The organism is Chryseobacterium sp. (assembly GCF_008014695.1).
GTDB lineage: Bacteria > Bacteroidota > Bacteroidia > Flavobacteriales > Weeksellaceae > Kaistella.
In genome coordinates this window covers 309,103-331,697 of record NZ_VOXE01000001.1, presented here as the reverse complement: position 1 = coordinate 331,697, position 22,595 = coordinate 309,103, and the positions used below count along the sequence as shown (strand labels likewise).

The following is a 22,595-nucleotide window of genomic DNA, read 5'->3' as shown; positions in this document are numbered from 1 at the left end:
TTGAAAAGTGAGTTCCGGCATTAATATTAGAATCGGTAAATGACTTCTTTCTGAAAACCCGAAAGCATTTTTTCGGCTTTTTCATAATCTTTTGTGAATCCCAAAATATAGCCACCACCGCCGCTGCCGCAAAGTTTCAGGTAATAGGCATTGGTATCAAGTCCTTTTTTCCACGCTTTGTAAGTACTCTCCGGAATCATTGGTTTAAAATGTTCGTACGCCCAGATTGAGAGATTTTTAAGATTTCTGAAGAGGGGGTTCATTTCTTTTTTCAAAAATGCTTCAATACACGCATTGTTATAGCGGATGAACTCCTCTTTCATCGTTTTCCGGAACCCTTCAGTTTTCATTTTTTCAAAGAAAATCTGCACCATCGGTCCGGTTTCACCTGTCATTCCGGAATCGATGAGGAAAATTGCGCCCTTTCCTTCCTCTCCTTTCGGAATGGAAACTTTATCAACATTTTCGCGGTTTTCAATCAGAATCGGAAGATTCATATAGCAGATCAAAGGATCAATGCCTGAACTTTTTCCGTGGAAATAACTTTCGAGCTCGCCGAATATTTTTTTCAGGTCTTTAAGTTCGTTTTTCGAAATATGATCCGGAGAATATTTTTTAACAGAATATTTTTCAAAAATCGCGGCAACCAAAGCGCCGGAACTCCCAACTCCATAACCCTGCGGAATATTTGAATCAAAGAAAAGACCATTTCTGAGATCTTCCTCCAGGGCAGAAATATCTATTTTGAACTGATCAGGAATTTCAAGATTTTTTAAATAAACCGAATATTTTTGAAGGGAAAGATTTGATTTTTTTTCGAAATCGCTGCTTAGATCTGAGAATTTTAATGCGCCTTTATAGAAACTGTACGGTAAGGTTAAACCCTGGGAATCTTCGATAATGCCGTATTCGCCGAACAAAAGGATTTTTGCGTAAAATAGAGGATTCGTCATAATGTGATTTAATTCGTTGGTTTCCAGTTGCAAAGATACAAAAATTTAAATCCGGAAATTCATTTTCATATCAGCAAAATCGGGGCCATATTTTTAATTATAATTTAAATTGAACCTATTCCTTCTCGTTATTCATTTTAACCTTCAAAAACCTGATGAGCACCAGACCTGCAAAGAAAAATATGGTCATCGATAGGGCTGCAAATCGCATGTTATGATACTTTTCGATCATGGTTGCAAAGATGAAAGTTCCTAAAATAATCGCCAGTTTTTCCAACACGTCGTAAAAACTGAAAAATGTGGTGTTATCCATGGAATCTTCCGGGAGCAGCTTCGAATAAGTAGAACGCGACATTGCCTGTAAACCGCCCATTACCAGACCGATAATTCCTGCAATTCCGTAAAACTGATACTCCACATTCGGATTCTCTTTATTAAGAAAATATGCCGACAAACATGCAACAATCCAAAGTGAAACAGCAATGGAGATCACATTTTTATTTCCTATTTTCTTCGATAACCAGGAGAAAAATAGAGCACCGATAATCGCTTCAATCTGAATCAGCAACAGCGTTAAGATCAGGCGATCCTGAGGAAGATTGATTTCGCTTTTCCCAAACAGCGTCGCCATTAAAAAAATGGTCTGCATTCCAACACTATAAAAGAAAAAACTGGAAAGGAAGAACTTAAGATTCCGGTCTGCAAAAAGCGTTTTTCCCACTTTGAAAAGCTCGTGAAAACTTTCCTTCACTATATCTCTGTAAAAATGGATATTGTCTTTAAAAACTTCCCAGAAACCGCCCTGTTCTTCGTGTTTTTTAAAAATATTCTTATAATTCAGCAAAACCAGATCCTTAGGAAGCTGATCTTTAACATTCCCGAACTGCGGCAGGTATTTAAAAGTATACTGCGAAAACCCAAACCACCATGCACCGGTCAGAAGGAAAGAAATCCGGGTGTACAGCTTGGCTTCATCAGGATTTTTAGCAAAAACCTGAATCAAAACCAGACATATAATCACCAGAACAACCGAGCCGATGTAGCCGTAAACATAGCCCCGAGCCGAGAGGGCATCCTGTTTGTCACGCGTGGCAATATCCGGGAGAAAGGAATTGTAAAAAACGAGGCTTCCCCAAAACCCGACGCTTGCGGTAATGCTGAAGAGCAATCCTAAAAAAACGTTCTGCATCCCAGTAAACATCGCCAGTCCCATACATGAAGTGGCTCCCAAATAGCAGAAGAACTGTAAAAATGATTTCTTATTCCCAATGGTATCAGCCAAAGAAGACAAAATAGGAGAAAGTAAAACCACAATGAGGAACGAAATCGTAAGCGAATATCCGTAAATAGCGTCCGGCTGATATTCCTTCCCGAATATACTGATCATATGGCGGACCGGAACCTTGATCCATTGCCCGGTTTCCTTTACAAATTCACTTTTTTCATGTGAAGTCGTAAGGATAGAATAATAAATGGGGAAAATGGTGGAAGTGATCACCAGTGAATAAACCGAATTCGCCCAGTCATAATAAGCCCAGGCTTTCATGATCTTTGGATTATTCTTGATGTTCTGAGACTTTAAATTGTCGTTTTCAGGCATTTGGGTACAATTAGTTGAACAAAAATAAAAAAACCATTAAGAATCTGATGAAAAAAATCATTAACAATTCTTAATGGCCTGGATTAAAAGTTTATTTAGTGCTTATACGTTCTCAATCACAATTGCAGAAGCTCCACCTCCACCGTTGCAAATTGCGGCTGCGCCGTATTTTCCGTTGTTCTGTTTAAGGACATTGATAAGCGTAACGATGATTCTGGAACCTGAACTTCCGAGCGGGTGACCCAAGGAAACAGCACCGCCATTAACATTCACTTTTGCGGAATCAAGACCTAAAATTTTATTGTTGGCTAACCCAACCACCGAAAAAGCTTCGTTGAATTCAAAGAAATCAATATCAGAAATTTCGAGTCCAGCTTTTTTCAAAGCAATCGGAAGTGCTTTTGCAGGTGCAGTGGTAAACCATTCCGGCTCCTGTGCGGCATCGGCATATGAAACAATTTTAGCCAAAGGTTTAAGATCCAGTTCTTCCATTTTTTCTTTGGACATCAAAACCAAAGCAGAAGCACCGTCATTTAAGGTGGACGCATTTGCTGCGGTTACCGTTCCGTTTTCTTTCTGGAAAACGGTAGCTAAAGTTCCGATTCTGTCGAAATTAACCGCTTTATATTCTTCGTCTTCGCTGAAGATAACTGGATCACCTTTTCTTTGCGGGATTTCCACAGAAACTACTTCGTCTTTAAATTTACCTCCACTCCACGCATTTGCAGAACGTTTGTAAGACTCTACGGCGAAATTGTCCTGATCTTCTCTTGTAATTTCGTATTTGGCTGCACATTTCTCTGCACAAACTCCCATGTGGACTTTGTTGTAAACGTCGGTTAAACCGTCCAGAACCATTCCGTCCTGCATTTTTACATCTCCAAGTTTCGTTGCATTTCTTGCATTGAAATAATGGGGAACTGAAGACATATTCTCCATTCCTCCTGCAACGATAATATCCTGATCACCAGCTTTAATGGCCTGAGCAGCCATCATAACCGCTTTCATTCCCGATGCACAAACTTTGTTAATTGTTGTGGAAGGTGTTTCATTCGAAAGACCTGCTCCCAACGCAGCCTGACGGGCAGGAGCCTGACCTTCGCCAGCCTGAAGCACATTTCCCATATATACTTCCTGAACCAGTTTCGGATCAAGATTTATTTTTTCTAAAGCGCCTTTAATGGCTGTTGAACCTAATTTTGTTGCCGGAACGGTGGATAAACTCCCCATAAAACTTCCCATTGGAGTTCTTACTGCTGAAACGATGAAAACTTCTTGCATATTGAATTTTATTATTTTTTGAATACGCTAAATTACAAAAAAAAACACACTTTCCGGAAAGTGTGTTTTTGTAGCATTTTATTGATAAATCTGAGATTAGAGCTGAGTTTATCCTTCTTCTGCCAGCCTTGTATATTCACTGACCAAAAAGCTGAATTGCTCCCATTTTATACTGTTCAGCGGATACTTTTTAACAAACTCAGCATTGTCGCCAAAAAGAAAATTGTATTGCTCCTCAAATTCTGATTTTTTAAGCCAAATGATGTTATCGCCCTTCTTCACGTAAAAAGATTTGGTAACACCGCCTCCTATTTGCGGACTGCCGTTAATGCTCACTCCCCCGGTTTCGCCAGCCAAAGGATCACCATAGACTTCAATTTTGCTGCTGAATTCCGGATTGATCAACTGCATCAGATATTCTTTTTCATCCGCTTTGTTCTTTAAGGACACTTTTTGATTGCGGAAGTAGACCACATCTTTTTCAACTGATTTTTTTATCTTTTTATTCTCCATGTATCCAACTTTAGAGAAATAGTTTGTGATTTTGACAGCTTTTTCAAATTCAGCTGTAGGGAGATACATTTCGGCAATCTGAGAAGCTTCCAGCGTTTGCTTATTTCCTGATTTGTCCTTAATATCAATGGAATAAATCTGTGCTTTTTTACGGTCCAGATCCCGCGCCTTACCTTCTATAGTACGGCCATCTTTCAGGATAATTTTGGAAATTCTGGATGGAGAAACCATTGTAAATACTTCTTCGAAAAGATAGTTGTCCATGTTTTTCAGCTGCTCTCTCGAATATTTGATTTTTTCCTGTGCAAAAGACAGTACCGAAATAAAAGTAAGAGCCAATAATGTAATTTTTCTCATAAATGGGATTTTTTAGATTTAATGTTTGATTTCCGCAATAGCTTCCGGAACGTGTTTGTGCTTGAACATTATCGCAAACAGCACGGCAATGACTAAAGCATAACCGGCAAAAACAAGCCAGATTTCATGCCACATTTTATCTCCCGTTGAATTTGTGTAATAGTTTGAAATCAGCCACCCACTTACTGAACTTCCCAGAATAGCACCGAAGCCATTTGTCATCATCATAAATAATCCCTGCGCAGAGGAACGGATCTTACTGTCAGTAGTGGTTTCTATAAATAACGAACCTGAAATATTGAAAAAATCGAAAGCCATTCCGTAAATAATATTGGATAGAATGATCAATAACAATCCAAAACCTTCCGGCTCTCCAAAAGAAAAGAAACCAAATCTTAACACCCATGCAACCATAGAGATCAGCATTACTTTTTTGATTCCAAATTTATATAGGAAGAAAGGTATTGCCAGAATAAAAACTGTTTCGGAAATCTGAGATATTGATATGATCATTGTGGAATATTGTACCACTGCGGAATCTTTAAATGCTGCAACTTGTCCAAAGTCTTTCAGGAAGGTGTCCCCATACATATTGGTTAACTGTAATGCTGCACCTAGAAACATAGAAAATATAAAAAATAACGCCATCTTTCTTTCTCCGAATAGTTTGAAGGCATCCAGACCTAACTTCTGTGATAAAGTGGCGTCCTTTTTAATCAATTTTGGAGGTGGACATTTAGGTAAGAAGAACGAAAATACTCCAAGAAATATGGCAAAAAATCCAGCAAAATAAAACTGATTTGCATTTAAAGAATTTCCGAAAATACCAGCAATTTTTGTTCCTATATTAATACCGAAATTTGAAAAGGACTGCTCATCACTAAATATATTTGTACACCACATAGCGACAATGAAACCGATGGTGCCCCAAACCCGAATAGGCGGAAACACCTTTACGACATCATAATGACTGTCTTTTAATATTTTATATGAAATGGAATTTGATAGAGATAATGTGGGCATATAAAAACACATTCCAACCAAAAGAATCCAGAAAAAGGAAGTTGGATCATTAGTTTTTGCAAGTAGGAAAAGGGTGGCTCCATATAGAACATGTAAAGTTCCATATAATTTCTCCGCATTAATCCACTTATCTGCAACTATCCCCATTAATGCGGGCATAAATATTGAAGCAATTCCTAAAGTAGAAAATACTGCCCCAAATTCTGCCCCATTCCACTGTTTATAAGAAAATCCATATGTACCCAATGTTGTAAGCCACGCTCCCCAAACAAAAAACTGAAGGAAGCTTAACATGGTAAGCCGTAATTTTAAACTCATTTTAATTTATAAAGGTTAGTCGATTTTCTTTTTTCTGCGTTTTATTTCCTCCTGAAGATCCAGAGCAGCATCAAAATCCTCATCTTTTACTGCAATTTCGAGGAGTTTCTGCAATTCTTCCAGCGATACATTGCTCAGGTTTTCGCCCGAAGGGAACTCTTCGGCATCACCATCTTCAGTTGGCGGCACGTCCAGTTCCAAAAGAATCCCTGCTTCATCCAGCACCTGTTGAGTAGTGTAAATGGGTGCATCAAACCGTACTGCCATCGCTACAGCGTCTGAAGTCCGTGCATCCATTATCATTTCTTCGTTGTTGGATTTGTTTTTGAAGTTGATGTTCGAGAAAAAAACACCGTCTACAATCTGATAAATGATGACGGAAACCAATTCATAATTGGCCTGCGTTACAAATTTTGAAAACAGATCGTGGGTTAATGGCCGCGGCGGATGAATATCTTTTTCGAGGCCTAAGGAAATCGACTGTGCCTCGAAATTTCCTATGACTACGGGTAATTTTACGTTCGTTTCTTCATGCTCTAAAAGCAGGGCATAAGCACCGGACTGCGTTTGGCTGTAAGAAATTCCGCGTATGGTTAATCGTTGGTAATCCATGACTACAAATATAAATGATTTTTTAGATTCGGGATTTTAAATCGAGAAGTTTTTACAATAAATACAAGGCATTGAAATGCTGCAAAAACTTAACGCTTTTGGGGAACCCCATTCATAAAAAATCCGGAAGATGAACTTCCGGATTTTTTATGATTTGTAACAATTATTAACCTTTTAAGGCTTTTATTTTCTGTGTGAGTGCAGGAATAATTTCGAAAGCATCACCTACTACTCCATAATCAGCAGATTTGAAGAAGGGCGCTTCCGGATCGTTATTGATTACAACGATCGTTTTTGAGGAATTTACTCCAGCCAAATGCTGTATTGCTCCCGAAATACCGATGGCGATGTACAAATTCGGAGAAATTGCTTTTCCGGTCTGTCCGACGTGTTCGGTATGAGGTCTCCAGCCGATATCTGAAACCGGTTTCGAGCAAGCGGTTGCAGCACCAAGAGTGTTGGCCAGATCTTCGACCATGCCCCAGTTTTCAGGGCCTTTCATTCCTCTGCCTGCAGAAACCACAACTTCCGCTTCCTTCAGATCAAGTTTTCCTGAGCTCTGCTCATGCGAAATCACTTTGGTGTCTTCATTCGAAATGGTAAGATTTTTAATTTCCTCGGAACCTGAAACCGGATTTTCCTTCACGCCAAAAGCATTCTGGGAAACCGTAACAATTACAGCCGGTGCATCAGCTTTTGCATGCATAAATCCTTTGCCCGAAAAAGCCCGTCTTTTCACCTGAAACGGTGACAAGTTTTCCGGAGTTTCCAGGACATTGGTTATTAATGAAGAATCCTTCATGATCGCCAACATCGGCGCTATTGATGAAGCATCGGTCGTGTGCGGGAAAACGATGATGTTTCCTGTTGCCACCTCGTTCACTGCCTGTGCATAAGCTTTGGCACTGAAGTTTTTAAGACCTTCATCCTTGATATTGATTACATTGTTTGCACCGTACTTGTATAAAGCGTCGGATGCATCGGTTGGATTTACAGAAACTGCCGTTACGGTATCGCCCATTTTATCTGCAATAGATTTTGCATAAGAAACCGCTTCAAAAGCTGCTTTTTTGTAAACACCGTTTATATTTTCTGCATATACGAATATTGCCATTTTTTTTAATTTTTTAGAATTTGAATAATGAATTAAATCACTTTTGCTTCTTCGTGAAGTAATCTTACAAGCTCATCGAGATTGTCCGGAGTTACCATTTTAACTGCTGCCCTTGCAGGCACTGAGTCATATGAAACGCCTTCAACACGGACTTCAGAAGCGGTAGCTTCCTGAACCTGCAAAGGTTTTGTTCTTGCAGACATAATTCCTCTCATATTCGGGATGATCAGGTCTTTTTCATCTACCATTCCTTTTTGCCCAGCGATTACTGCAGGAAGTTTTACCGAAATGGTTTCTTTACCACCTTCGATTTCTCTGACCGCCGTAGCTTCTGCTCCGGCTACATCCAAACCAACGCAGGCGTTTACAAAAGGCTGGTTCAGCAACTGTGCCACCATTCCGGGAACTGCCCCACCGTTATAGTCGATTGATTCTTTACCACACAAAATAAGGTCATAACCGCCAGTTTGAGCGACATTTGCAATTTCTTTCGCAACCGAAAAACTGTCTTTTGGTTCTGCATTCACCCTAACTGCGTCATTTGCACCAATGGCTAAAGCTTTTCTGATAACCGGTTCTGTTGTGGCATCCCCAACATTCAGCACCGTAACGGTTGCCCCTTGGGATTCCTGAAGTTTTATTGCCTTTGTTAAAGCGAATTCATCCAGCGGATTGATCACCCACTGAATTCCGTTTTTGTCGAAAGCAGATTTGTCTGCCGTGAAATTAATTTTTGAAGTAGTATCGGGAACACTACTGATACAAACCAATATTTTCATGTTTAATTATTTTTTATTGAGAGAACATCTAATTTTTAAAAGTAAAAGACTGATCGCCTACGAATGAACTTTTATCTGTGCTAAGATAGAGAAAAACTACTATGCATGCATAATACCTTAAAAGAATCATTATTCGAAGCATTAAAATTACGGATTTTTGAAGAAACGGGCAATTCAAAGTTTAAGCAAAAAAAACGCCCCGAAAAGGGACGTTTTTTTTGATAATTGTGATTTTTATTTTTTGATGAACTTCTGTGAAGTTTTACCACTAGCAGTTTCAATATCAATTATATAAGTTCCGCTTTCTAAACTCCTTACATTAATTGTACTACCACTTAATTTAACATCAATTTTTCGACCTGACATATCATGTACTAAAACAGTTTTTATTTTGTCGTTTGATCTAATATTTAGAACATCAGAAACAGGGTTAGGATAAAGTACAATATTGTTAAGTGAAATCTCCGTTTCATTCGTTCCTAAGACAGAAGTTGTAGCAACGGTATCAAATCTTAATGAAGTTGCAGCTGCAACAATAGGGGTCTCATCACTAAAAATAATGTAATAAATTCCGCTGGTTGGCACACTAAAGCTGCGGGAGTTCTGGGTATAGGTTCCTGTTGATATTGTTAAAGGTGTCCCTACTAATGTTGCTCCCGTCATAGATGGGGTCGTATTATAATATACTTTTAGTGTATGTGGTGTTCCGGCTGCGGAACCTAATCTGGTGTAGAATGTGACAGTAACAATTTCATTGGACGCTATACTTAATGCTTTTGTAAATAGTTGGGCATTTGTAGCAGCAGTTGTGGTAGAATTAACAAATAGATAATTAGGAGCAGTGTGCGCTGAAGCGGCAGTAGCCGATAATGACCAGCCATTTGTAGTAACACCATATAATGATGCTGTAGTGTCAAAATTAGTACTGTACGGTAGAATAGATGCAAGATGAACCGTAAATGGACCGGACCAAGTACTTTGTGTTGCCCCGCAGTTACTTCTGATATAATAATCATAACTTGCTCCTGCAGTAGGTGGTGTAATGGTTATACTGTTTCCAGATGTACTCACCACAGTTCCTGTACCCTGAGTAAATCCAATAGCTCCATACTCAATATTGTAATTTGCAGGAGCACCAATAGCTGCAGTCCAATTAGCAGTAAAGGCAGTGTTGGTAATATTGGTTTGAGTAACCGAACTGGCATTGATAGGCATACAGGTTTGAGCAGTGAACGTAAATGTAAAATCGAAGCCCAAAGTTGCTCCCCAGGCATTGTCCCACTGAATGTAATAGGTTGTTCCGGCAGCTAAAGGAAGTGTTGAAAGTGTAGATAAATAGTTCGCGCTGCTTATATCATCACTTCCAGCGTAACAGGTTAAAGAACCGCATGCAGCTCCTGTAAAAACCGAAACACGCGTTTCGTCACTATTGGTGTTTCCATCATTCTGCGGCAAATCTGAACTTATCGTCAGAACACCGTTTGTAGCTGGTGTATATTTATACCACACTCCACTCGTCGGAGCAGGTGTAGGCTCTGTAGTACAGCCAGGCTGGTAAGTACCCGATATTGCTGTTATGGTATACGTGTTATTTGTGGTTATAGTTGTAGCTGTAGCACAACTTAAACCTTGACTGAATACTGTTTGAATAAATCCTAACAGTAAAATTGATAGAAGTTTTTTCATAACATTTATGTTTAAAGTTAATTAGAGTATAAAATTAATAAATAAATTGATATACCAAAAAAAAATACCACTTTTTCGATATTGTTTAAATATTATTACTTATTAAATATAAATTGACTTAAAAAATAACATAATAAAAAACAATGAAAAAGCGAGATTTAATCTATGTATTCAAGTCAATTAGGTTTATTTACTAACTAAAAAACACCTCAATAATGAGGCGTTAAAAATATTTTTAATTGAAAATATATATTTTGATGAATTTTCATTAAAAAACCAATGTGTTTTCTATAAGGATCATATAATTGCCCTGAGTTACAGCTGTCACATCACTCAATTTTTTTCATTATTACTTTAGAACCAGCCTTCTTTGGTGTAAGTCATCTTGCAGCTCATCATTGAAAAACCTCCTAATAAATCAGTAGAAATATAAAAAAAGACACTCCTCGCGGAGTGTCTGTTAATATCAAAATTAATGATCTTTATTTCTTGATGAATTTCTCAGAAATTTTGCCTTTTGATGTTTCAACCGTAATGATGTAAGTTCCACTTTGTAGAGATTTTACATTTACAGTGTTATCTTTAAGCTTAACATCAATCTTTCTTCCCGCAATATCATAAACAGAAACTGAATTTACTTTTTCTTTGGATCTGATGTTTAAGATGTCTGAAGTTGGATTAGGATAAACACTGATATTTGCATCATTACTTGCGATATCATTCACTGCCAGTGAGTTAGAAGTAATTGCAAAAGTGTCAAATATTAAAGCGGTAGTGTTAGTTGCGCCTGTAGCAACTGGTGTATTATTACTAAATATCATATAATAGTTACCAGTTGTAGGAACGGTAAATGGCACAGTTCTTAAAACGTGAGTTGTTCCGGAGGTAGTAATTGCAGTCCCAATTTGCGTAGCACCTGTCAAACTTCTGGTTGTATTTATATAAACATTCATCGTCATCGGTGATGGAACGCCGGGAACGCCCGTAGAAACTTCAAAAGCATACAGTCTTGTATAGAAAGTTGCAGTGTTTGTAGCACCCGCCACTAGACTAAGTGGTCTTGAGTATAATTGCGAGTTTGAAGCGGCAGTTGCGGAATTATTGGAATAGTAAAAACCGGTAGGAGATTGGGATGGCGCAACTCCAGGAGCATCAACAGCCAATGCCCAATTTCCAGCAGGTACAAATCCATCTGCCCTATTCGCCGTATCGTCAAAACTATTAGAATACGGGGTATTTTTCACTAAAAATATATTGTAAGGGCCCATCCAGCTTCCTTGGTTAGCGCCACAATTAGAGCGCAGATAGAAACTGATATTTGACCCAGGCGCTTGAGCCGGGAAAGTATAGGTTGGGGTAGCAGTACTTGCTATTGTTCCTGTTCCTTGAGTAAATCCGATTGGGCCGTATTCAATATTATAAGTTGAGGGCGCTGGAGTTGGTGCAGTCCATGTAAGCGTCGCTGTCGTTGTTGAAATTGCAGATATACTTAATGCAGTAGGAGGTAGACAGCTTGTGAAAGCCAGAGTCCATTCAAATCCTAAAGCAGACCATCTATCATCCCATTCTATATAATAAGTAGTTCCTGCAGTTACAGTAACATTAACAGTTGAAAGGTAAATATCAGCATTAATATCATCATTCCCAGCCACACAAGTCAATGAACCACAAGTTCCTGTAAAGACAGAAACTCTCGTGTCATCACTATAAGTATTCCCATCATTTGCAGGCAAATTAGAGGTTATGCTTAATTGCCCATTCGCAGAAGGAGTAAAGGAGTACCATATCCCTTTAGGTGCAACCTTGTTACCGTTGGTTGTATCGCAACTTGTAACGTATGTCCCAGTAATTGCAGGAGCAACATTAGTTCCAACAGTTGCAATAGAAGAGGTCGCACATGTAAGCTGGGCAAAACCCAACTGCGCAACTCCAAGCAATAAAGTCAATAGAATTTTTTTCATAATATTTATAATTTATATTGGCGATAAAAATAAATCAATATCATTATTTGCCCAATTAAAAATGCCACTTTTTATAAAAAATCGCTTTAATGAGTTTTATTCCATAAAAAATCGGAAAATATTTAATTACATTTAACCTTTTGTTGAATAATTTTCAAAAAACAGCGGAATACTCTCAATACCTTTATAGAAATTGAAAAGTCCATAATGCTCATTCGGTGAATGAATGGCATCAGAGTCCAGACCAAAGCCCATTAACACTGATTTTGCACCCAAAACCTGTTCAAACATCGCGGTAATCGGAATACTTCCGCCGCTTCTGTAAGGAAGAACTTCTTTTCCGAAAGCAGTTTCCATCGCTTTTTTCGCCGCCCGGAATTCTTTGGTCTCGCTCGGCAGCACATATGGCATTCCACCGTGATGCGGAGTCACCTTCACTTTTACGTTAGCCGGCGCTGTTTTTTCGAAATATTTTGTGAATTTTTCAGTGATTTCTTCCGGAGTCTGATATGGGACCAAACGCATCGAAATTTTCGCGAAAGCCTTGGACGGGATTACCGTTTTGGCACCTTCACCGGTATAACCGCCCCAGATTCCGTTACAGTCCAAGGTCGGACGGATGGATGTTCTCTCCAGTGTCGTATATCCTTTTTCTCCTTCCACGCCGCTTAAACCAATGGATTTTTTGAAATTTTCAGGATCATCTTTCAGTTTGTTCATTTCTGCGCGCTCTTCCAGCGAAACTTCTTCCACATTGTCATAAAAACCGTCAATCCTAATGTGTCCGTCATCGTCAATCAAATTGGCAATCATTCGCGACAACACATGAATCGGATTCGGCACCGCTCCACCATATAATCCGGAATGCAAATCTCTGTTCGGTCCTTCCACTTCCACTTCCACATAACTCAGTCCACGCAGACCTGTGGTAACAGTAGGCTGTTCATTGGAATAAATATGGGTATCGGAAATCAAAATGACATCACAGGAAAGTTTTTCTTTATTTTCGTTCACAAACGCTTCAAGACTTTTGGAGCCTACTTCCTCCTCTCCTTCTAGAATAAATTTCACGTTGCAGGGCAATGTATTGGTTTGCATCATCGCTTCAAAAGCTTTGATGTGCATAAAAAACTGTCCTTTATCATCGGCGGAACCTCTGGCAAAAATGGCCCCTTCAGGATGGATGTCCGTTTTTTCAATATAAGGCTCAAAAGGTGGTTTTTTCCACAAATCAAGCGGATCCGGCGGCTGAACATCGTAATGTCCGTAAACCAAGACCGTCGGCAGATTTTTATCAATGATCTTGTTCCCAAAAACGATCGGATAGCCTTTTGTCTGGCAGACTTCTACGTTGTCGGCACCTGCATTTTTCAAATATTTGGCCACTTCATCAGCGCATTTCAGCACTTCATCTTTATAAGCCGGATCTGCAGAAATAGACGCGATTTTCAGCAGTTCAAAAAGTTCTTCAACATAACGTTCTTTGTTTTGCTGGATATAATTTAAGGTTTCTTGCATTGTGGTATAATTAAAGTTATTAAATAGGGACGCGTAAAAATAAAAAAAAATGCCCAGCAGGAGCAAGACATTTTGTATTTTTAAAAGAGTTTATTAACGGTGTTCGGGTGAAGTTGGGCCTTTCACACTGTCAGTCTTTGCTTTTTCCGCAACGTTATGAGGTGCAGCAGTACTGTCGGCATCAGCATGAGCTTCAGGAACAGCATGAACAGTGTTTGCACTTCCGGGCTGGTCTTCCGAATATCTTTCAGTTCCTTCTTCCAGTTTCAGTGCTCCCAAATTTCCTCCGGGCTGAATTTTTTTACAGCTCATTACGGTACCGGCCAGCAACACTCCTAAAATAATTTTTTTCATTCTGAAATTTTTGATTGCCCAAAAGTAAGAAATGTTGGCATTCCCACAAAGAAAAACACTGATTTTTAAAGTGATTTTAAAATAATTTTCCCCTTTTGGCTTTGGGTGAAAATCAGATAAGTGTTTCCGCCGTCAGAAATTTTGTATTTTTTTTTGATTTCATCCGGAGCCAGCGGGTAATTTTTGGAAATAATATTGAATTTCTCCCCCTTTTTAATCTGTTTTGATTCTATTATTTCCACTGATAATATTCTACCCGGAAAGTCTTCCAACAAGAGATCAGAAGTATATAAATGAGTATTAGGATGGAGTTTTTTGACGCCTAATTTTTTTGAGATTAAATTAAAGGCTCCGGATTTCAATATCGCATTATTCGGAATATAGAGGAATTTGAGCGGCTCAGAAAATTCGGAAGGTGCACTTTTTTCGTCATTAAAATTGAAGCTGAAAGCCGGTTCGGTGCTTTCAAGGTTATGACAGGATATTTTAACATCCTTTTTTTGTTGTCCGGAGTTTAGGATAACCAACAGTTCTTTTACTTCATTTTTAACGGCGATAATCGTGATTTCTGAAAGGCCCCGCAAAACAGAAATGAGGTAGGAAATGTCAACGAGCGGTGAAAGCTTAATAATGAGTTGTTCTGCAGTATCCAATAATTTTTCCTGAATCTCCAACAGGTTTGGCGAAAGATCCTCGAGCAGGAATTTTTTGTTTTTTTCGTCATCGCGGCGTGCTGGGTCCAGGTAAATGAGATCAAAATTTTCTGTGTTTCTGTTCAAAAATATTTCCAGATTTTCATTGATAAAATGTGCTTTCCGGCCAAGAGTATTCCAGTTGTGCTCAACCGTTTCCAAAAGTTCAGTGTTTTGCTCCACCAAGGTAACTTCCTCAAATTTTTCAGATAAAAAAAAGGCATCGATCCCAAAACCACAGGTAAGATCAAGGAATTTCATCCCTTTCAGGTCTTTGGCTTTAAACAAAGCCGTTGACTGCGAAGAAGCCTGTTCCAGATTCAGATTGGGCGGAAAAACAATATTTTCCTGAAGCAAAAAAGGGAATTTTTTCTCTGCCACTTTTCTGCCCTTGATCTGCTGAACGATTTCCGGCATCGACACTTCAGGGAAAGGGCTTTTCCTCAGTAACAAAGAATGCAAATCGTTGTTGAGATTTGCATTGATATAGTTCTGAATTTCTTTTGTCAGGATTTTTTTCACAACAGTTTTAGTGCGTAAATCAGGAGAAATGTAAATTTCTTATTCATACATTTCGGCCCAGCGCACCGGTTTGATGACCGAAGGGTTATACAATTCGTCCACAGATCTTGTTTTCTCTGTTTTCGGATACAGGTTCACGCCGATTAATTTCAGCTTTCCTTCTTCAACCCATTTCTGCTCTTCAAGTGCATGATCAAAGATGTTTTTCTGAAGCGTTCCGGCTTTCATCAATTCGCTGTAACCTCCCTCCTCTTCCATTTCAAGGAATAATTTCCATGATTTTTCCGCGAACTGCTGCGTGATGTTGTCGATATAATAACTGCCGTTGCCCGCATCATCAAAAACATTGATGATACTTTCGTAAGCCAGCACAATCTGCTGCTTGAAGGAAATCTCTTCGGAAAGAGAATTTGCGCCAACGATTCTGAAATTATTGCAGAAAACTGCGTCTGCACCGCCAATCATCGCTGCGGAAAGCTCCAGTGTGGAGCGGATCAGGTTATTTTCAGCATCATTTGCCGCCTTATTCCGCATAGATGTTTCCGCAAAAATATACGGAATCTCATCAAGTCCAAATTCTTTTGAAAACTGATTGAACAGTAACTTAAAAGCCCTGATTTTAGCGATTTCGAAGAAATAATTTCCGCCGACTGCAAACCTGAAAATGATCTTTTTCTGTACTTCGGCACCGAAAATTTCGGTCAAGTCCTTTGATTTGGCAAGTGCAGTTGCAAGCTGCTGCTGAATGGACGCACCGGAATTCTGGTGAAGTGCTGCATCTATGCAGATATTTCTTTCGAATGATTTTTCCAGCAGTTCTTTGCCTAAATTTTCATGCAGTTCGCCGGTGTCTTCATCAAACACATCGATGAGAGAAAAGTAGCGGTTGTTCTCTTCGACGGAGATGTGTTCGGCAAGGTCTTTATTGTTCACAAAAATCACTTTCTCCTCCAGATTTTCCACATTTTTATCGAGAAGAAATGCAAAAGCCTGATCTTCGAGATTTTCCTGGTAAGCAGAAACCAAATGAGTCGACTCCTCCACTTTCGGAAGATTTTTAAGAGGTCTTTCAACAGCCGCATAGTACGGCTTTACTGTAATTCCTTCCAGATTTTCTTTCATAAGAACAGAAAGGAAATCATCAGTTTTCAATTGTTTCTTAACAAGATTTTCCCAGTCCTGGAGTGAAGTTTTTGTAAACATTTTTAAAATTTGGATTATTTTTTTGAATCTGCTTTCAGATTTGTACTGTCCACGACTAAAATAAAGATTTCTTCGTTGGGTTTTTTCATGAAATAATTTTCGCGTGCATATTTTTCCTTTTCATCTTTGTTGTTCATGAGTTTCTTATAAAATTCATCATTCTTTCTGTACTCTTCCTGATAATAGCTCATCTGCTTTTCGTATTTGCTGATCTCACCGTTCAGTTCATTGATCACGAGGAACGAGGTACTGTCGAAAAAAACCATCCATCCCAAAAAAAGAAAAATGGTGATGAAATATTTATTCAGAATATACTTCTGAAAAAACTTCATTCCTGCAGATTTCGGTTTGATTTCTTTAATGAGTTTTTCGTCCATAGTTAATGTGTTTTTTTGAGCGTGTTGTTGATGACTGTTGAAAGAAAATCAATGGCCACGGTGTTCTGTTTCATATTCGGAACAATCAGGTCGGCTTCGTTTTTTGAAGGCTCTATGAATTCCTGGTGCATCGGTTTTAAAGTCGTTTGGTAACGGTGAAGCACTTCCTGGAGGTCTCGGCCACGTTCCTGCGTGTCGCGGCGGATTCTGCGGATCAGCCTTTCGTCAGAATCGGCGTGTACAAAAACTTTTAAATCATACTCTTTCAATAGTTCCTTATTCGTAAGGACCAGAATTCCTTCCACAATCAGAACATTTCGCGGTTCAATCAAAATATGGTCACCCGTTCTGGAGTGCGTTACAAAAGAATACAAAGGCTGATCGATGGTTTCGCCGTTTTTTAAAGCCCTCACATGACTGATGAGAAGGTCAAAATCGATTGATTTTGGATGGTCATAATTTAAGACTTCGCGTTCAGAAAGCGTAAGCTGCTGATTGTCGTGATAATAATTATCCTGCGACAGCACGTTCACCCCTTCAGTATTCAGTTGTTGCAGTATTTTATTCACCACTGTGGTTTTTCCTGACCCTGTTCCTCCTGCAATTCCGATAACCAGCATATTTTGTTTTTTACAAATATAATATTTTAAGGAATTGAATCTTCTATTTCAACGATGATTTTTGAAGAAATGAGCATTTTAATTAAGTATATTTGTTATAGAAAATGTAACCAATGATCCATAAAAACTATTCCCTAAGGACAGCCTTTCCCGCTTTTTTACTGATGTTCGGGATGATCTCCGCTCAGGAAACAAACCTTGCCAATATCCGCAAACTTACTTTTGGCGGAGACAACGCTGAAGCCTACTTCTCTCCGGACGGTAAAAAACTCACCCTACAGGTAACAAACCCGCTGATCGGTGCACACTGTGATCAGATTTATCTGCTGGATCTTTCTCGGAAAGAGATCGGAACCAAAGATCTGCAACTGGTTTCAACAGGAGAAGGAAGGACCACGTGTTCTTTTTTCATGCCCGACGGAAAACATATCATTTACGCTTCTACGCATGCTGCCAGCAAAGAATGTCCAGCAAAACCTGCTCCCAGAACCGACGGAAAATATCTCTGGCCCGTGTATGCTGAATTTGATATTTATGAAGCCGACCAGAATGGCAAAATCATTAAAAAGTTAACAGATTCACCGGGGTACGATGCCGAGGCAGTAGTCTCTCCAGACGGAAAATACATTGTGTTTACCTCTTCAAGAAGCGGCGACCTCGAACTCTGGAGAATGGATCTTGACGGTAAAAACCTGAAACAGCTCACCTCAGGATTGGGCTACGACGGCGGCGCTTTTTTCTCCCATGATTCAAAGAAGTTGGTTTTCCGTTCTTCGCGTCCGAAAACAGAAAAAGATGTACAAGAATATAAAGCGCTTCTGGCTGAAAATCTTGTCGCACCGACCGAGATGGAAATTTACACGATGAATATCGACGGAAGCGGCCTCAAACAGATTACAAAACTGGGAAAAGCAAATTGGTCACCGTATTTTCATCCTTCTGATAAAAAAATCCTTTTTTCTTCCAACCACCACTCCACCCGTGGATATGATTTCCAGATTTATTCCATTGATATTGACGGTAAAAATTTAAGACAGATTACTTACGAAAGTGAATTCAATGCATTCCCGATGTTTTCTCATGACGGAAAAAAACTGGTTTTTTCCAGCAACAGACAGGCCGGGAAACTCCATGAAACCAACGTTTTTATCGCGGACTGGGTAGAAAATGATGCTAACGAAAATGTATCGGAAGAAAACCTAAGAAATTCCATTGGATACTTGGCATCAGATCAACTGAAAGGCCGTCTCGCTGGAAGCGAAGGTGAAAAAAAAGCAGCAGAATTTATTTCAAAAGCACTGAAAAACTCCGGCCTTAAAACAGAAATTATTCCTTTTGAATACTCCATAAAAATGAATCCGCACGAGGAAAATTCTTCAGTTAAAACAAACGGCAGAAACGTCATCGGATTTTTAGACAACAAAGCCGACAAAACCATCATCATTGGTGCACATTACGACCATCTCGGCCTGAACGAGCACCACAATTCCACATTGATGAATTCTGATGGGCAGATTCACAACGGAGCTGATGACAATGCTTCTGGAACTTCGGCTGTACTTGAACTCGCCAGGATGTTTTCAACAAATAAAACCAAAGAGAAGGCCAACTATGTTTTTGCTTTATTTTCAGGAGAAGAAGACGGGCTCATCGGTTCTAAAAATTTTGCAGAAACCGTAAAAGTGAAATATCCAAATGTTGTTTCGATGATCAATCTGGATATGGTCGGAAGGCTGAACAAAGATAAAGTCCTGCCGGTAGGTGGAATCGGAACGTCGCCAATTTTTGGAGAAATGATTGCGCGTTACAAACCCGCCGGTTATAACTTAGCCATTGACAGTGCCGGTGTAGGACCGAGTGACCACACGAGTTTTTATCTGAAAGATATTCCGGTTCTGTTTCTCTTCACAGGAACACACGCAGATTATCACAAACCGACTGATGATACAGACAAAATCAATTTTGAAGGAGTCAGAAATATTACCGGGTATGTTTTCGGCCTGGCAAACGAACTGGCCAGTATAAAAGAAATTCCTTTCACCAAAACCAAACTCACCCAAAGCAAAGCCATTCCGAAATACAAAGTAACACTCGGAATCATGCCGAGTTATGAAGATACCAAAGACGGATTGCATATTGACGGGGTTTCTGAACACCGGCCTGCATCTGATGCAGGAATTCAGGCTGGTGATATTCTGACCAAAATCGGGAAATGTGAGGTGAAGGAAGTATATTCTTATATGGACTGCCTTTCCAAAGTAAATTCGGGGGATGAAATTCCGGTGACGGTGATCAGAAACGGAAAAGAACTTACGATGAAAGTGAAGTTTTAAACTGTAATATACCAACACAAAAAAGACGCAAATTGCGTCTTTTTTTATACGATCTCGCTTGTTAAACTGCGCGCGATCAGTTTTTCGTGCATGGGTTTCAGAAGTTCGAGGGAACCGGTTTTTACCGTGCATTTGCCTTTGTAGTGGACGAGCAAGGTACACTGTTCAGCCTGTTCCAGGGTATGCCCACAAATTTCGATCAGAGCTGAAATGACATCGTCGAAAGTATTAACGTCATCGTTCCACAGCACCAGTTTGTAAACGTCGTCTTCCTTTTCGAGGAGGGCGACATCTTCTTCATATTCCCGCTGTGGTTTTTCGTAATTTCTTGAATTGTAAATATTGTTGATCATCTGATTCAATCTTTTAGCATATCCGTTTCCGGATCTGGGTTAAAGTTCGCTGATCTCTTCGCTCAGGTCATCGATAATATTGGATTCTTCGTACACCAGCTCAACCAGGTCAACGCTTTTGTTCTGCATTTTCAGAATTTTCACATGATAGTTGTTGATGACAAATTCCTGGTTTTCTTCCGGAATATCTTCCAGTTCATGCAGAATGTATCCTGCAAGCGTGTTGTATTCACTTTCTTCAGACAGCGTGAATTTTTTAGGCAAATGTTCATTGATTTCATCGAGCGGCTGAGTAGCCTGCACCCAGAAAACATTCTCGCCTACTTTGTCAACGATCTTCTCTTCGTCATCTTCTTCATCCTGAATTTCGCCAACAAGTTCTTCCAGAATATCTTCAAGAGTTACGATTCCTTCGGTACCGCCAAATTCATCGATCACAACGGCCAAATGCTGTTTTTTCTGCTGAAAAACCTTCAGCAGGTCTGAAATTTTCTTGCTCCCGACCACAAAAAAGGCTTCCCGCATCAGTTCTTTTAAAACTTCGTGGGTAATTGCACCTTTCCGCTTGATGTATTCTCTGATAATTTCCTTGGCGTAAAAAATTCCGATAATGTTATCAATAGAACCCTGGAAAACAGGAATCCTGGAATAACCACTGTCCATAATCTTACCAATAATCTCTTCGATATCACTGTCGAAATCGATGGAAGCGATATTCTGTCGCGGAACCATAATCTGTTTGGCTGAATGATCTGTAAAATCGAAAGCGTTTTTAATGATCTCGTAGTTTTCTTCCTCGATTTCTCCAGAATCAGCCGACTGTTTCACCAAGAGCTGAAGCTCTTCAGTAGAATGAATTTCATGTTCTGAGGCCGGATGAATTTTCATCAGACGCAGAACAGCACTTGACATCTGGTTCATTGCCCAGATAAAAGGCTTGAAAACGGTATAAAAAACCCTTAACGGCATTGCAATGGCCATTGTAGTGGCTTCCGCTTTCCTGATTGCGATTGATTTAGGAATCAATTCCCCGAACACAATGTGCATCACCGTAATCAACAGAAAACTGATCACAAGGGAGATGGTGGTTACGGTAGCCGGGTCAATGGTAATATTTAAATAGTGGAAAGTATTTTCAATGACATGATGCATGGCACTTTCACCCACCCACCCTAAGGCAAGAGAAGCTAAAGTAATCCCGAGCTGCGTAGCTGAAAGGTACTCATCAAGATGTTTGATGATGTGTTCCGCCTGTTTCGCCATGGCGTTTCCTTCAGCGGCTTTGATCTGGATCTGCGAATAACGGACTTTAACAATTGAGAATTCTGCGGCTACGAAAAAACCATTGAGTAATACGAGGAGAATTGCTAATAAAAGCTTGACTATGTCAGAGTCCATTTAGAGTTTGAATATATTGCTGCAAAGATATATAAAATTAAATAATTACAATATGATAAGCATAAGACTGAAAACAGAATTGGCAAAAATTAATAAATATGGTAACAGTTAATGCAACAAAAAAACACCGGATAAACCGGTGTTTTGTATTGTATTTTTAAAATAATTAAGAATTCTTGAGGGCTTCCGCTCCACCTACAATTTCTAAAATTTCGTTCGTAATCGCTGCCTGACGTGCTTTATTATAAAATATTTTCAGATCACTTCTTAACGCTTCAGCATTATCGGTCGCTTTGTGCATGGCCGTCATTCTTGCTCCGTGCTCAGATGCAACAGAATCAAGAATCGATTTATACACTTGGGTCTTGATGGATTTCGGAATCAATACATTCAGAATTTCTGCCGCGTTCGGCTCGAAAATATAATCGGTGTTTACCGTAGTGGCCGTTTCGGGCAGTGCGATCGGTAAAACCTGTTCAGTTTTCACTTCTTGCGTTGCAGCGTTGATGAATTTATTATACACCACATACACCCTGTCGAATTTCCCTTCTCTGTAATCCTTCATCAGATTTTCAGTGAAATTTGAAACTGTTTCGAAACTCATCGCATCGAAAATCGCGCTCTGGTTGTCGTAAACTGTTCTGGATTTTCTTACAGAGTCGTACACTTTTTTACCCACCGTCAAGATTTCAACTTCATGCTGGGAGTTCCCGATCAAAGTATTGAGTTCCTTGATTACGGACGAGTTAAAAGCACCTGCAAGACCACGGTTTGAAGTCACCACAATGTACAGGACTTTCTTTATCTCCCTTTCGGCGGTGAAGGTCGAAACCCCCTCCAGATCAGTAGATGAACTTACATTCTCTATAATTTCCTGCAGTTTTTCGGAATAAGGTCTCAACATCACAATTGCATCCTGCGCTTTTTTGAGTTTCGCTGCCGAAACCATTTTCATCGCACTCGTAATCTGCATTGTGGAAGAGATAGATGTAATCCGTCCCCGTATTTCCTTTAAATTTGCCATTAAT

Annotated in this window: 19 protein-coding genes and 1 pseudogene; 1 reads left to right on the top strand and 19 read right to left on the bottom strand. The window is 39.5% G+C overall.

The window, feature by feature from the left end; genetic code table 11:
• Positions 1-26: 26 nt before the first annotated feature.
• The 16 genes and pseudogenes from FUA25_RS01580 to udk all read right to left on the bottom strand — a co-directional run.
• Positions 27-953 (bottom strand): mevalonate kinase, encoded by a 927-nt coding sequence (locus FUA25_RS01580; protein WP_147755143.1) that lies wholly within the window; start codon positions 951-953, stop codon positions 27-29.
• A 115-nt stretch (positions 954-1,068) separates the two neighbouring features.
• A complete protein-coding gene (locus FUA25_RS01575; RefSeq protein WP_147755142.1) occupies positions 1,069-2,553 on the bottom strand; it encodes an MFS transporter in 1,485 nt (494 codons plus the stop codon).
• A 102-nt stretch (positions 2,554-2,655) separates the two neighbouring features.
• Positions 2,656-3,834 (bottom strand): acetyl-CoA C-acyltransferase, encoded by a 1,179-nt coding sequence (locus tag FUA25_RS01570; RefSeq protein ID WP_147755141.1) that lies wholly within the window; start codon positions 3,832-3,834, stop codon positions 2,656-2,658.
• Between the two features lie 108 nt (positions 3,835-3,942).
• Complete coding sequence (locus FUA25_RS01565) at positions 3,943-4,704, bottom strand: hypothetical protein (protein WP_147755140.1); 762 nt, start codon at positions 4,702-4,704, stop codon at positions 3,943-3,945.
• Positions 4,705-4,722: 18 nt separating this feature from the next.
• Positions 4,723-6,045 (bottom strand): nucleoside permease, encoded by a 1,323-nt coding sequence (locus tag FUA25_RS01560; protein ID WP_147755139.1) that lies wholly within the window; start codon positions 6,043-6,045, stop codon positions 4,723-4,725.
• A 15-nt stretch (positions 6,046-6,060) separates the two neighbouring features.
• Positions 6,061-6,657, bottom strand: a complete 597-nt coding sequence (locus tag FUA25_RS01555) for a bifunctional nuclease family protein (protein ID WP_147755138.1) — start codon at positions 6,655-6,657, stop codon at positions 6,061-6,063.
• A 166-nt stretch (positions 6,658-6,823) separates the two neighbouring features.
• Positions 6,824-7,771 carry an electron transfer flavoprotein subunit alpha/FixB family protein gene (locus FUA25_RS01550; protein WP_147755137.1) on the bottom strand — a complete coding sequence of 316 codons (948 nt, stop codon included), beginning with the start codon at positions 7,769-7,771 and terminating at the stop codon, positions 6,824-6,826.
• Between the two features lie 32 nt (positions 7,772-7,803).
• Positions 7,804-8,550, bottom strand: a complete 747-nt coding sequence (locus FUA25_RS01545; RefSeq protein WP_147755136.1) for an electron transfer flavoprotein subunit beta/FixA family protein — start codon at positions 8,548-8,550, stop codon at positions 7,804-7,806.
• Positions 8,551-8,784: 234 nt separating this feature from the next.
• Positions 8,785-10,236 carry a T9SS type A sorting domain-containing protein gene (locus FUA25_RS01540; protein WP_147755135.1) on the bottom strand — a complete coding sequence of 484 codons (1,452 nt, stop codon included), beginning with the start codon at positions 10,234-10,236 and terminating at the stop codon, positions 8,785-8,787.
• A 482-nt stretch (positions 10,237-10,718) separates the two neighbouring features.
• On the bottom strand, positions 10,719-12,197 hold the full coding sequence (locus FUA25_RS01535) for a T9SS type A sorting domain-containing protein (protein ID WP_147755134.1): 1,479 nt from the start codon (positions 12,195-12,197) through the stop codon (positions 10,719-10,721).
• Between the two features lie 132 nt (positions 12,198-12,329).
• Complete coding sequence (locus tag FUA25_RS01530; protein ID WP_147755133.1) at positions 12,330-13,715, bottom strand: dipeptidase; 1,386 nt, start codon at positions 13,713-13,715, stop codon at positions 12,330-12,332.
• A gap of 93 nt (positions 13,716-13,808) precedes the next feature.
• A complete protein-coding gene (locus tag FUA25_RS01525) occupies positions 13,809-14,069 on the bottom strand; it encodes a hypothetical protein (protein ID WP_147755132.1) in 261 nt (86 codons plus the stop codon).
• Positions 14,070-14,134: 65 nt separating this feature from the next.
• Positions 14,135-15,283 carry a class I SAM-dependent methyltransferase gene (locus FUA25_RS01520; protein ID WP_147755131.1) on the bottom strand — a complete coding sequence of 383 codons (1,149 nt, stop codon included), beginning with the start codon at positions 15,281-15,283 and terminating at the stop codon, positions 14,135-14,137.
• Positions 15,284-15,322: 39 nt separating this feature from the next.
• Positions 15,323-16,486 carry a methylmalonyl-CoA mutase family protein gene (locus FUA25_RS01515; protein WP_147755130.1) on the bottom strand — a complete coding sequence of 388 codons (1,164 nt, stop codon included), beginning with the start codon at positions 16,484-16,486 and terminating at the stop codon, positions 15,323-15,325.
• 14 nt (positions 16,487-16,500) lie between these two features.
• Positions 16,501-16,863 (bottom strand): FtsB family cell division protein, encoded by a 363-nt coding sequence (locus tag FUA25_RS01510; protein ID WP_147755129.1) that lies wholly within the window; start codon positions 16,861-16,863, stop codon positions 16,501-16,503.
• Between the two features lie 2 nt (positions 16,864-16,865).
• Positions 16,866-17,507 (bottom strand): annotated as a pseudogene (gene udk, locus FUA25_RS01505) (uridine kinase); the annotation flags it as partial.
• A gap of 89 nt (positions 17,508-17,596) precedes the next feature.
• On the opposite strand from udk, the gene FUA25_RS01500 reads away from it, so the two are divergent.
• Entirely contained in the window at positions 17,597-19,816 is a 2,220-nt protein-coding gene (locus FUA25_RS01500; protein ID WP_185146631.1) for a M20/M25/M40 family metallo-hydrolase, read from the top strand.
• Positions 19,817-19,860: 44 nt separating this feature from the next.
• On the opposite strand, the gene FUA25_RS01495 is transcribed toward FUA25_RS01500, so the two are convergent.
• The 3 genes from FUA25_RS01495 to atpG all read right to left on the bottom strand — a co-directional run bounded on the left by FUA25_RS01495 (position 19,861) and on the right by atpG (position 22,591).
• The gene (locus FUA25_RS01495) at positions 19,861-20,169 is read right to left on the bottom strand and encodes an ATP-dependent Clp protease adaptor ClpS (RefSeq protein WP_147755127.1); all 309 of its coding nucleotides are present in this window, start codon (positions 20,167-20,169) and stop codon (positions 19,861-19,863) included.
• Positions 20,170-20,208: 39 nt separating this feature from the next.
• Positions 20,209-21,567 carry a hemolysin family protein gene (locus FUA25_RS01490; RefSeq protein ID WP_147755126.1) on the bottom strand — a complete coding sequence of 453 codons (1,359 nt, stop codon included), beginning with the start codon at positions 21,565-21,567 and terminating at the stop codon, positions 20,209-20,211.
• A gap of 166 nt (positions 21,568-21,733) precedes the next feature.
• Positions 21,734-22,591 carry an ATP synthase F1 subunit gamma gene (atpG, locus tag FUA25_RS01485; protein WP_147755125.1) on the bottom strand — a complete coding sequence of 286 codons (858 nt, stop codon included), beginning with the start codon at positions 22,589-22,591 and terminating at the stop codon, positions 21,734-21,736.
• Positions 22,592-22,595 lie beyond the last annotated feature (4 nt).